This is a genomic window from Streptomyces sp. NPDC006544 (assembly GCF_040611715.1).
In the GTDB taxonomy this organism is placed as follows: Bacteria; Actinomycetota; Actinomycetes; order Streptomycetales; family Streptomycetaceae; genus Streptomyces.
Genome location: NZ_JBEXOV010000156.1, coordinates 1 through 11,504 on the forward strand (window position 1 = coordinate 1; position 11,504 = coordinate 11,504).

Below are 11,504 nucleotides of genomic sequence, written 5' to 3' on the forward strand. Positions count from 1 at the left end.
GCCCGGAGAGAGCGCCGAAGCGGCCGGTTATGACGCGACTTCTCGGCTCACATCGCCGATTGGCCGAATTCTGTCGGGTGACCGAAATCGTGCGTCCGCGAGGGCCGTGGTCCGGCCGGTGCCGGGGCGGCCGGTCAGGGCCAGGACCGGACGGTCGGCTCCGGCGGCGAAGGCGTCCAGTGCGGCGGCGATGTCCGGGCGGTCCACCCGCTGCGGGACCTGCGCGGCGAATGCCGGGCCCAAAGTGGTTCCGGTGAGCTCGAGGACCCCGGCGAGGTTCAGGTCGGCGCCGTGGCCGGGCACGGTGGCCGCGTTGCGTTCCAGCAGCGCGGCGAGCGCTCCGCCGGGGTCGGCGGCCGCGGCCGCGGCGAGGGGCACCGCGAAACCGCCGGAGCGGTGCTCCGTTCGCAGAGCGGTGGCAAGTACCGCGAGCACCGCTCCGGTCCGGGCATCGAGCACCGGGCCGCCGCACGCCTGGCCGCCCCGTCGCAGCGCGTCCTGTCCGTCGGTCCCGATGGCGAGCTCGAGCACAGCCGGAAGCGGGCGGAACCCGTCCGTCGCGGTGCGGGCGACCTCGGAGGCCCCCAGCACCCGCGCCTGCCGCCATCCCCGCGCGGCCAGCCGTACATACGTCCCGGGCACGACCGTCTCCCGCGGCGCGACCGGCAGCGGCCGCACCCCGAGCCCGTCGCTGCGTACGAGCGCGAGGCCGAGTTCCGGAAGGGCGGTCACGTCCGAAGCCCCCGCCAGCCAGGTCCGCTCCCCCGGCCCCGCCGACTCCGACTCCACCGGCTCCGGCCCCCCGGACTCCGGTCCCGCGGCGGATCCCGGGTCCGGTCCCGGCGGCCCGTGCAGAACCACCCGGGACAGACCGTCGACGGCCTCGTAGCTGGTCACCACCGTCCCGCGGTCGTCCGCGACGAAGCCGCTGCCCCGCGGCCGTCCGGCGAGATCGCAGATCCTGATCAGTTCCGCCGTCACCGCACCACTCCCCGCCACACACGCTCCGTGGTCACGACCGTAGGCAGGTGAAGATCAAGGGGAGAAGCACGCGGGGCGAAAGCGCCCCCTTACGCTCCCTCCATTCACTCCGAGCGCCTGCTCGGACGGGTGAATTAGGGGATCCGGGTGGATAGAGACCTACCCGAGGGGGGTCGTGGAGCGGTGAGCAGCAGGTGCCCTGCGCTCACCGCTCCACGTCGGCGACAGGGAGCGGGACCACGGCCGCGGCGCGGGGCCGCGGCCGTGGTCCCGCGCATCAGACGAAGACCGCCAGCGACTTGGCCTTGCCGCCCTTGCTCTCCACGAGTCCGAGCAGCCGGCCTTCCGGTCCGTAGACCGCGATCGCCTTGCCGTCCGGGTACTCCTGCGGCATGTCCAGCCGCACGCCGTTCGCCAGCAGCCCCGCACGCCGGGCGTCCAGGTCCCAGCGCGGGAAGGCCGCGGCCGCCGCGTCGCCGATCGGCATGACGGTGAGCTCCTCCTGGAGCTGGTCCAGCGTGCGCGCCCGGTCGATCTTGTACGGGCCCACCCGCGTGCGCCGCAGCGCCGTGAGGTGGCCGCCGACGCCGAGGTCGGCGCCCAGGTCACGGGCGAGTGCGCGGATGTACGTACCGCTGGAGCAGACGACGGAGACGATGAGGTCGACGACCTTGGTGCCGTCCTCGGCCTCCGCCTCCCGCAGGTCGTACACCTGGAACGAGGAGACCGTCACCGGACGGGCCGGGATCTCGAAGTCCTCGCCGTCGCGCGCGCGCTTGTAGGAGCGCACGCCCTTGATCTTGATGGCGCTGACCTTGGACGGGACCTGCATGATCTCGCCGGACAGCTTGGCGATGCCCGCGTCCACGGCCTCCCGGGTGACCCCGGCGGCGTCGACGGAGGAGATGATCTCGCCCTCGGCGTCGTCCGTCAGGGTGTTCTGACCCAGCCGGATGGTGCCGAGGTACTCCTTCTCCGTGAGCGCGAGGTGGCCGAGGAGCTTGGTGGCCTTCTCCACGCCCAGGACCAGCACGCCCGTCGCCATCGGGTCGAGCGTGCCGGCGTGGCCCACGCGGCGGGTCTTGGCGATCCCGCGCATCTTGGCTACCACGTCGTGCGAAGTGAAGCCGGACGGCTTGTCCACGATGACCAGGCCGTCCGGAGTCTTCCCTGCGTCGGTGCTCATTCCGCGGTTGCGCCCTCGTCCTCGTCCTCGTCGTCCGGCTTCTTGTACGGGTCGGCGTCGCCGGCGTACTGCGCGCCGGAGGACACCTCACGCACCTGGGCGTCGGAGGCACGCGCCTTGTCGAGGAGCTCCTCGATGCCCTTGGCGGTCTCCGGCAGGGCGTCCGCCACGAACGTCAGGGTCGGCGTGAACTTGGTCTGCGCCGCCCGGCCGACCGCGGAGCGCAGTACGCCCTTCGCGCTCTCCAGGCCCGCTGCCGCGTTGGCCCTGGCCTCGTCGTCGCCGTAGACCGTGTAGAAGACCGTGGCCTCCCGCAGGTCGCCGGTGACCCTGCTGTCCGTGATGGTCACGTGCGTACCGAGGCGGGGGTCCTTGACGCCGCGCTGCAGCTTCTCGGCCACCACCTCCCGGATGAGGTCCGCCAGCTTCTTCGCCCGCGCATTGTCGGCCACTGGTCCGTCTCCTTCTCAAGTCTTGCGGTCAGTCTTCATCACCGTGGAACCGCCGCCGTACCGACAGCAGCTCCACTTCCGGACGCGCCGCGACCAGCCGCTCGCAGCGGTCCAGTACATCCGAGAGGAACCCCGCGTCCCCACTCACCAGAGCGACCCCTATACGGGCCCTGCGGTGCAGGTCCTGGTCGCCCACTTCGGCCGCGCTCACAGAGAACTTGCGCTGGAGCTCGGCCACGATGGGCCGGACGACGGAGCGTTTCTCCTTCAGCGAGTGAACGTCGCCGAGGAGCAGATCGAAGGACAGAGTCCCCACGTACATGCAGATCCGGATATCCCGCCGGTGCGGGGTCGGTGTCCTGCCGGCCGTCGCGCGGCAGGGTCACCAGAACCGTACACGCAACGGCCGGGGCCGATCGACGGATATTCCGCCGACCGGCCCCGGTGTCACGACACGGTGCGAACCGCCTCGCGCTTACGCGCGGGGCTTCTCGCGCATCTCGTACGTCGCGATGACGTCGTCGATCTTGATGTCGTTGTAGGAACCGAGGTTGATACCGCCCTCGAAGCCTTCGCGGATCTCGGTGACGTCGTCCTTGAAGCGGCGCAGACCGGAGATGGTGAGGCTCTCGGCGATGACCTTGCCATCGCGCAGGAGCCGCGCCTTGGTGTTGCGCTTGACCTCGCCGGAGCGGATGAGAACACCCGCGATGTTGCCCAGCTTGGACGAGCGGAAGACCTCGCGGACCTCCGCCGTACCGAGCTCGACCTCTTCGTACTCCGGCTTGAGCAGACCCTTGAGGGCCGCCTCGATCTCCTCGATGGCCTGGTAGATCACCGAGTAGTAGCGGACGTCGACACCCTCGCGGTCCGCCATCTGCGCGGCACGGCCGGCCGCACGGACGTTGTAACCGATGACGATGGCGTCGGAGCCCATCGCCAGCGAGATGTCGGACTCGGTGACCGCACCCACACCGCGGTGCAGGACCCGGATGTCGACCTCTTCACCGACGTCGAGCTGGAGCAGCGAGGACTCGAGAGCCTCGACCGCACCGGACGCGTCGCCCTTGATGATGAGGTTGAGTTCCTGGACCAGACCGGCCTTGAGCACGGAGTCGAGGTCCTCGAGGGACACGCGACGGACGCGCTTGGCGAAGTTGGCGTTGCGCTCTCGCGCAGCACGCTTCTCGGCGATCTGACGGGCCGTACGGTCCTCGTCCACGACGAGGAAGTTGTCGCCGGCGCCGGGGACGTTGGTGAGACCCAGGACCAGGACGGGGGTCGACGGACCCGCTTCCTCGACGTTGTTGCCCTTGTCGTCGAGCATGGCGCGCACGCGGCCGTAGGCGTCGCCCACGACCATCGTGTCGCCGACGCGGAGGGTACCGCGCTGGACGAGGACGGTGGCAACGGCACCGCGGCCGCGGTCGAGGTGGGACTCGATCGCAATACCCTGAGCGTCCTGCTCCGGGTTGGCGCGCAGGTCGAGCGAGGCGTCGGCGGTGAGGACGACGGCCTCGAGCAGGGAGTCGATGTGCAGACCCTGCTTGGCGGAGATGTCGACGAACATCGTGTCGCCGCCGTACTCCTCGGCGACCAGACCGAACTCGGTGAGCTGACCGCGCACCTTGACCGGGTCGGCACCCTCGACGTCGATCTTGTTGACCGCGACGACGATCGGGACGCCGGCGGCCTTGGCGTGGTTCAGCGCCTCGATCGTCTGCGGCATGACGCCGTCGTTGGCCGCGACCACGAGGATCGCGATGTCGGTCGACTTGGCACCACGGGCACGCATGGCGGTGAACGCCTCGTGACCGGGGGTGTCGATGAAGGTGATCTTGCGCTCTTCACCGTTGACCTCGGTACCGACCTGGTACGCACCGATGTGCTGCGTGATGCCACCGGCCTCGCCCGCAACGACGTTCGTCTTGCGGATGGCGTCGAGCAGTCGGGTCTTACCGTGGTCGACGTGACCCATGACGGTCACGACCGGCGGACGCGGCATGAGGAATTCCTCGCCGCCCTCGTCCTCGCCGAACTCGATGTCGAAGCCCTCGAGGAGCTCGCGGTCCTCTTCCTCCGGGCTGACGATCTGAACGACGTAGTTCATCTCGCCGGCCAGCATCTCGAGCGTCTCGTCGGAGACGGACTGCGTGGCAGTGACCATCTCGCCGAGGTTCATCATCACGGCGACGAGCGACGCCGGGTTGGCGTTGATCTTCTCCGCGAAGTCGGTGAGGGACGCACCGCGCGACAGGCGAACGGTCTCGCCATGGCCGCGGGGCAGCATCACGCCGCCGACGGACGGGGCCTGCATGGCCTCGTACTCCTGGCGCCTCTGACGCTTGGACTTGCGACCACGACGGGCCGGACCGCCGGGACGGCCGAAGGCGCCCTGCGTGCCACCACGGGCACCGGGACCACCGGGACGCCCGCCGAAGCCGGGACGACCGCCGCCGCCGGCACCGGCCGGACCGCCGCCGAAGCCGCCACCACCGGGACGGGGACCGCCGAAGCCGCCGCCGCCGCCGGGACGCGAGCCCGGACCGGCCGGACGGCCGGCGAAGCCGCCGCCCGCGGGACGGCCCGCGCCACCGGCGCCGCCGGGACGGGCGCCGCCCGCACCGGGACCACGGCCACCGGGGCCGCCACCGGGACGGGGACCGGGACCGCCGGCAGCGGGACGCTGCGGCATCATGCCCGGGTTCGGACGGTTACCACCGGGAGCACCACCGGGACGCGGGGCACCGCCCTGCGGGCGGGGCATCCCGCCCGGGGTCGGACGGCCTGCGCCCTGACCCTGGGGACGCGGGGCGCCGCCGGGGCCGCCCTGCGGACGGGGAGCACCCTGGCCGCCGCCGGCGCCGGGGGCACCGGGACGGGGAGCGCCGGCCGGACGGGGCGCCTGCGGGCGCGCCATGCCGGTGGAGCCACCAGAGGTGAAGGGGTTGTTGCCCGGACGGGGACCGGCCGGACGGGAGCCCTGGGGACGCGGAGCCTGGGCACCGGGACCGGCGGGACGCTCGGCACGCGCCGGAGCGGCACCGGCCGGACGCGGGGCGCCGGGACGGGCGCCGGCCTGGCCGCCCTGACCCTGGGCCGCGGGGCGCTGCTGCGCCGGACGCGGGCCGGGGGTGGCACCGGGACCGGCGGGCCGGTCGGTGCGCGCCGGGGCAGCGGCGGCCGGAGCCGCCGGAGGCGCGGAGAACTCGGTCGCCACGGGAGCCGCCGGAGCGGGCTTCGAGGGGGCCGGAGCCTTCGGGCCGGGACGCGGGCCGCCGGTGGCGGCCGGGGTCACCGGGGCGGGGGCGCTGACGGCCGGGGCCTCGGCGACGACCGGCTTGGGGGCCGGGGCGCCGGGCTTCGGGGCAGCGGGACGTGCGGCCGCGCCGGGGGTCGGAGCCCCGGGCTTGGCGGGGGCGGCCTTGCGGGGCTCGCCCGGCTTCGCAGCGGACTTGCCGGCGTTGCCGCCGGGTCCCTGCAATGCATCGGTCAACTTGCGTACAACCGGCGCCTCGATCGTCGAGGACGCCGAACGGACGAACTCACCGAGTTCCTGGAGCTTGGCCATGACGACCTTGCTCTCAACTCCGAACTCCTTGGCGAGTTCGTATACCCGGACCTTAGCCACTTCGCTCCTTTTAGGTCCGGGTTACGCCGGACCGTGTCTACTTCATGCTCGTACTCATCGCGTACTCATCGAGGGGTGCTCATCGCAATCTCGACCTACTTCCAACTCGCGAGGTACCTGACCGCACGGTGATCCGTGCCGTACTACGTCTTCTTCTTACGGTGTCGCCCCGGCCTCGTCGGCCACGGCATTGCGCAGATCCACCGTGTCGAGCGGTCCTGCGGACTTGAAGGCCCGGGAGAACGCCCTGCGGCGGACCGCCTGGTCGAGGCAGACCACGGCGGGGTGCACGTAGGCACCCCGGCCGGGCAGCGTACCGCGTGGATCGGGGACGCATTCGTCACCGACCGCCACGATGCGCAGCAGCTCGTTCTTGGCCGCTCGCTCCCGGCACCCGATACAGGTGCGCTCGGGGCATGCGCGGGCTTGCGTCCGGCCAGACACGCTTAAGTCTACCTCCCCGCACCGACCTCACCCCTTCGGGCGAAAAATCGAACGGATGTTGTCGTGATCCTGGCCGTGCGGTGCGACTGTGGACAGTCGCGCACGTCGGACCGGTTCTCGGTGGATCGATGGTTCCTGTGTACCGCCCGGTAAGCCCCGGGCGGTACCGGTTTTATTCCCCGCGCCGCTCGTCCTGGCGCTCGCCGCGCCCGTCGCGGCGGTCGTCACGGCGCTCGCCGCGCTCGCGGCCGTCCTCGTCCGAGGGCTGCTCGGTGTCGGGACGGATGTCGATGCGCCAGCCGGTGAGGCGGGCGGCGAGGCGGGCGTTCTGGCCCTCCTTGCCGATGGCCAGCGACAGCTGGTAGTCGGGCACGGTCACCCGCGCGGAGCGGGTGTCCCAGTCGACGACCTCGACCTTGCTCACCCGTGCGGGCGACAGGGCGTTGGCGACCATCTCCGCCGGCTCGTCCGACCAGTCGACGATGTCGATCTTCTCGCCGTGCAGCTCGGCCATCACGTTGCGCACGCGGCTGCCCATCGGGCCGATGCAGGCGCCCTTCGGGTTGAGGCCGGAACGGGTGGACCGGACGGCGATCTTCGTGCGGTGACCGGCCTCACGGGCGATCGCGCAGATCTCGACGCTGCCGTCGGCGATCTCCGGGACCTCCAGCGCGAACAGCTTCTTCACGAGGTTCGGGTGGGTGCGCGAGAGGGTCACGGACGGACCGCGGACACCCTTCGCCACCCGCACGACGTACGCCTTGATGCGCAGTCCGTGCGTGTACTCCTCACCGGGCACCTGCTCCTGCACGGGCAGGATGGCTTCCAGCTTGCCGATGTCGATGAGGACGTTCTTCGGGTCCTTGCCCTGCTGCACCACGCCGGTGATGACATCACCCTCGCGGCCCAGGAACTCGCCGAAGGTCAGGTCGTCCTCGGCGTCGCGCAGACGCTGCAGGATCACCTGCTTGGCGGTCGTCGCGGCGATGCGGCCGAAGTCCGACGGGGTGTCGTCGAACTCCTTGGCCTCCTGGCCCTCTTCCAGGTCCCTCGGGTCCTCGGTCGCCCACACGATCACGTGACCGTTGGTGCGGTCGAGCACGACGCGTGCGCGCCGGAAGCTTCCCTCGGTGCGGTGGTACGCGATGAGGAGGGCCGACTCGATCGCCTCGACGAGCAGGTCGAAGGAGATCTCCTTCTCCCGGACCAGACCCCGCAGGGCACTCATGTCGATGTCCACGACTACGCCTCCTCTTCCTTCTTGTCCTTGCGGTTGAACTCGATCTCGACACGCGCCTTGGCGATGTCGGTGAATGCGATGCGCCGGGCGGTCGCCTTGCGGCCCTTCACGCCCGGGACTTCGAGGTCGATGCCCTCGTCGTCCACGTCGAGAATGCGGGCGATCATTTCCCCGCCGTCGGCCGTCTGGAACTTCACGAGGCGACCGGTCGCCCGGATGTAGTGACGGTGCTCGGTCAGCGGGCGGTCAGCGCCCGGCGAGCTCACCTCGAGGACGTACTCGTCCTCGCCCATCGCTCCGGTCTCGTCCAGCAGGTCCGAGACCTCGCGGCTCAGCTCGGCACACGCGTCCAGCTCCACGCCTTCGTCGGAGTCCACGATGATCCGCAGCATCCGGCGCTTGCCCGCCTTGGACGTCTCGATCTCTTCGAGGTCCAGGCCCTTGGCGGCGACGAGGGGCTCCAGCAACCCGCGCAGCCTGTCGCTCTGGGTGGTGCTCATCCGGGTGACTCCTCGGCCGCGTGTGCTGTTGTGGTTTCGTCGTGTGTCAGGTCAAAGGGTATCCGGTCGCGGAGGGTGTTGCCGTCCGCGCTGCGGGCGGGCCCCCCGGGTACCGTGATCACACCCTGCCTCGCCGTCACCCAAGGACGTCCCCGTGCCCTCGATCATGCCGTCGCGAAGAAGCCTGCTCGCCGGGGCCACGGGCATCGCCGGCGCCGCGCTGCTCAGCGGCTGCTCCGACGGGGCCCCGCCCGGCGCGGAGCCCGAGATTCCACTCGAACGGCGGATGCGTGACACAGCCGTACGTGACAGTGGGCGCCTGCTGGAACGTTACGACACGACGAGCGCCGCCCATCCGGCCCTGGCCGAGCGCCTCGCACCGCTGCGCGCCTCGGTCGCCTCGCACACGGCGGCCCTCGCCGCCGGGGACGGCGCCTCCCCGTCCCCGGAGCGTTCCGCCTCCCGCTCCGCGTCCCCGCGTGCGGCCTCCCCGTCCGCCACGCCGGCCGCCGCGCCCTCCGCCGCCGAGCCGGTGCCGCCCCAGCCCGCCGACGCGCTGAGCGCCCTCGCGGACGCCGAGCGGAGCCTGGCCGAGGCGCGGACGATCTCCCTCGCCGAGGCCCCCGGGGAGCTGGCCCGGATGCTGGCCTCGGTGGCCGCCTGCGGCCACGTGCACGCCTATCTGCTGACCACCCCCCAGGGAGCCTCCTCGTGACCCGCGAACCCTCCCCCGCCGGCCCGGTCCTGGAGGCCGCGCAGGCCGCGCTCGCCGCCGAGCACGCGGCCGCGTACGGCTACGGGGTGATCGGCGCCCGCGCCGCGGCGGCCCGCGCCGCCGAGGCCCGTGAGGCGTACGGCGGCCACCTCGCGCGCCGCGACGCGCTGGCCCGCACCGTGCGCGAGCTGGGCGGTTCCCCCCGGCCGGCCGAGGCCGCGTACACCCTGCCGTTCGCGGTGCGCACGGCGGGCGACGCCGAGCGGCTGGCCGCCGTGATCGAGGACCGGGTGGCGGGCGCCTACTCCGATCTGGTGCGGTCCGCCGAGGGGCGGCTGCGCCGCGAGGCGGCCGACGCGCTGAGCGCGGCGGCCGTGCGCGCGGCACGCTGGCGCGGTGTCGGCGTAGCCTTCCCTGGGCTCACGGAACGCGCGGCCGCCGCGCAGAACTAGCGCGCGGCCGGCGCGCACGCAGCCGCGACGAGCCCGCACACAGCTGAAAGGGACCCCTCACGCATGGCTTTCGAACCGCCGCAGCGGCTCGTACGGGCGCTCGGCGAGATGCCGGAGTCGGCGCGGACGGCGCAATGGCTGGAGCAGTTGCCCCGGCTCGCGCAGTCCGCGCTGCTCCGGCGTGAGGTACAGGTCCAGCGGGTGCAGGCCCCGGGCGGCCGCGGCAGCCTGGTCGTCCTCGTCCGGTACCCCGACGGGACCCCGGCCACGGTGAAGCTGGCCCCGCCGGCCCTGCGGCCCGACCGGGAACTGGCCGCGCTGGCGCACTGGGGCGGCTTCGGGGCCGTACGGGTCCTCGACTCCCGCCATCACGAGGAGGACGGCGCTCTGCTGCTGGAGCGGCTGCACCCCGAGGTGTCCCTGCGGTCGCTGCCGGAGGCCAAGGCGCTGCTGGAGGCCTGCGGCACGCTGCGCAGGCTCTGGGTGGCCCCGGCCGGGGGCCACGGCTGGGAGACGGTCGCCGAGCGCACGTCGGCGCAGGCCGAGGTCCTGCGCAAGGCCCCGCCGGAGACCGCGGAGCTGGCCTCGGCGGCGCTCGCGGTCCGCGAGGAGCTGCTGGCCGCCCCGGCGGAGGAACTGCTGCTGCACGGGAACTTCCGGCAGGGCAAGGTGCTGGCGGGCGAGCGAGCGCCGTGGCTGGCGGTGGGGCCGGACCCGATGGTCGGCGAGCGCGCGTACGACCTGGCGCGGCTGGTCCGGGACCGGATCGAGGACCAGGTGGCCTCCTCGACGGGGGCCTCGGGCGCCCGGCGCCGGGTGAACAAGCTGGCCGACGCCCTGGAGATGGACCGGGAGCGGCTGCGGGGGTGGACGCTGTTCCGGGCCGTCGAGTCGGGCAACCGGGCACTGGCGGCGGGTCGGCGCCAGGACGCGGAGATGCTGCTCGAGTTCGCGGGCTGGATGTAGGGCATAAGCCTGGTAGGGGCACGCCCCTACCAGGAGGACGTGCCCCACGGGAGGCCGTCATGGTCGAGGAAGTTCTGACCGCGGCAATCGCCGCGGGCGTGGGAGTCGTGGCCTACGTGGGCGCCGCCTCCCGGGTGGTGCGGCAGTACGAGCGGGGCGTCGTCTTCCGGCTCGGCCGGCTGCGCGGGAGCCTGCGGGGACCTGGCTACACGATGGTCATCCCCTTCGTGGACCGGATACACAAGGTGAACCTGCAGATCGTGACGATGCCGGTGCCGGCCCAGGAGGGCATCACCCGGGACAACGTCACGGTCCGGGTGGACGCGGTGGTCTACTTCAAGGTCGTGGACGCGGCGAACGCGATCATCGCGGTGGAGGACTACCGGTTCGCCGTCTCGCAGATGGCACAGACCTCGCTGCGGTCGATCATCGGCAAGTCCGACCTGGACGATCTGCTGTCCAACCGGGAGATGCTGAACCAGGGCCTGGAGCTGATGATCGACAGCCCGGCGGTGGGGTGGGGCGTCCAGATCGACCGGGTGGAGATCAAGGACGTGTCGCTGCCCGAGACCATGAAGCGGTCCATGGCCCGGCAGGCGGAGGCCGACCGGGAGCGGCGGGCCCGTGTCATCAACGCGGACGCGGAGCTGCAGGCCTCGCACAAGCTGGCCGAGGCGGCGGCGGTCATGTCGGACCAGCCCGCCGCGCTGCAGCTGCGGCTGCTCCAGACGGTGGTCGCGGTCGCCGCCGAGAAGAACTCCACCCTGGTGCTGCCGTTTCCGGTGGAACTCCTCCGGTTCCTGGAACGCGCGGCTCCGGCGCCGCAGCCCGGCCCGGCCGAAGCCGGTGCCGCCGGTCGCGGCCGGTTGCAAACTGACGGGCGGATCCTGGCGCAGCCCCTACGCCAACCTGATCGTCACCGACGCCGGTCGGCTCG

At 72.3% G+C, this 11,504-nt stretch carries 12 protein-coding genes; 4 read left to right on the forward strand and 8 right to left on the reverse strand.

Features of this window, described 5'->3' with window-relative positions; all coding sequences use genetic code 11:
• Nucleotides 1–27 precede the first annotated feature (27 nt).
• The 8 genes from ABZY44_RS35845 to rimP all read right to left on the reverse strand — a co-directional run bounded on the left by ABZY44_RS35845 (nt 28) and on the right by rimP (nt 8,434).
• A complete protein-coding gene (locus tag ABZY44_RS35845; RefSeq protein WP_356661407.1) occupies nt 28–981 on the reverse strand; it encodes a trypsin-like peptidase domain-containing protein in 954 nt (317 codons plus the stop codon).
• Nucleotides 982–1,258: 277 nt separating this feature from the next.
• Nucleotides 1,259–2,167 carry a tRNA pseudouridine(55) synthase TruB gene (truB, locus tag ABZY44_RS35850; RefSeq protein ID WP_356661409.1) on the reverse strand — a complete coding sequence of 303 codons (909 nt, stop codon included), beginning with the start codon at nt 2,165–2,167 and terminating at the stop codon, nt 1,259–1,261.
• Nucleotides 2,164–2,619 carry a 30S ribosome-binding factor RbfA gene (rbfA, locus tag ABZY44_RS35855; protein WP_356661411.1) on the reverse strand — a complete coding sequence of 152 codons (456 nt, stop codon included), beginning with the start codon at nt 2,617–2,619 and terminating at the stop codon, nt 2,164–2,166. The genes truB and rbfA overlap by 4 nt, the downstream gene beginning before the upstream one ends.
• A 28-nt stretch (nt 2,620–2,647) precedes the next feature.
• A complete protein-coding gene (locus ABZY44_RS35860) occupies nt 2,648–2,941 on the reverse strand; it encodes a DUF503 domain-containing protein (protein ID WP_030030358.1) in 294 nt (97 codons plus the stop codon).
• A 153-nt stretch (nt 2,942–3,094) separates the two neighbouring features.
• Nucleotides 3,095–6,250, reverse strand: coding sequence for a translation initiation factor IF-2 (gene infB / locus ABZY44_RS35865; protein WP_356661413.1), 3,156 nt, complete (start codon nt 6,248–6,250; stop codon nt 3,095–3,097).
• 156 nt (nt 6,251–6,406) lie between these two features.
• Nucleotides 6,407–6,694 carry a YlxR family protein gene (locus ABZY44_RS35870; RefSeq protein ID WP_356661415.1) on the reverse strand — a complete coding sequence of 96 codons (288 nt, stop codon included), beginning with the start codon at nt 6,692–6,694 and terminating at the stop codon, nt 6,407–6,409.
• A gap of 172 nt (nt 6,695–6,866) precedes the next feature.
• On the reverse strand, nt 6,867–7,934 hold the full coding sequence (nusA, locus tag ABZY44_RS35875; protein ID WP_356661417.1) for a transcription termination factor NusA: 1,068 nt from the start codon (nt 7,932–7,934) through the stop codon (nt 6,867–6,869).
• A gap of 2 nt (nt 7,935–7,936) precedes the next feature.
• Complete coding sequence (rimP, locus tag ABZY44_RS35880) at nt 7,937–8,434, reverse strand: ribosome maturation factor RimP (RefSeq protein ID WP_356661419.1); 498 nt, start codon at nt 8,432–8,434, stop codon at nt 7,937–7,939.
• 154 nt (nt 8,435–8,588) lie between these two features.
• Here rimP and ABZY44_RS35885 point away from each other — a divergent pair, with 154 nt between their 5' ends.
• The 4 genes from ABZY44_RS35885 to ABZY44_RS35900 all read left to right on the forward strand — a co-directional run.
• Entirely contained in the window at nt 8,589–9,149 is a 561-nt protein-coding gene (locus ABZY44_RS35885) for a hypothetical protein (protein WP_356661421.1), read from the forward strand.
• Complete coding sequence (locus ABZY44_RS35890; protein ID WP_356661423.1) at nt 9,146–9,601, forward strand: DUF4439 domain-containing protein; 456 nt, start codon at nt 9,146–9,148, stop codon at nt 9,599–9,601. Before ABZY44_RS35885 ends, ABZY44_RS35890 begins: the two co-directional genes overlap by 4 nt.
• Before the next feature lie 63 nt (nt 9,602–9,664).
• Nucleotides 9,665–10,567 (forward strand): aminoglycoside phosphotransferase family protein, encoded by a 903-nt coding sequence (locus ABZY44_RS35895; protein WP_356661425.1) that lies wholly within the window; start codon nt 9,665–9,667, stop codon nt 10,565–10,567.
• A 59-nt stretch (nt 10,568–10,626) separates the two neighbouring features.
• Nucleotides 10,627–11,504 (forward strand): slipin family protein (locus ABZY44_RS35900; RefSeq protein ID WP_356661427.1); only part of this gene is annotated, 878 nt, incomplete at its 3' end.

Excerpts from the sequence above, each read along its gene's own strand:
- truB (WP_356661409.1), bottom strand. The coding sequence starts at position 2,167 with ATGAGCACCGACGCAGGGAAGACTCCGGACGGCCTGGTCATCGTGGAC.
- ABZY44_RS35860 (WP_030030358.1), bottom strand. The coding sequence starts at position 2,941 with ATGTACGTGGGGACTCTGTCCTTCGATCTGCTCCTCGGCGACGTTCAC.
- rimP (WP_356661419.1), bottom strand. The coding sequence starts at position 8,434 with ATGAGCACCACCCAGAGCGACAGGCTGCGCGGGTTGCTGGAGCCCCTC.
- ABZY44_RS35895 (WP_356661425.1), top strand. The coding sequence starts at position 9,665 with ATGGCTTTCGAACCGCCGCAGCGGCTCGTACGGGCGCTCGGCGAGATG.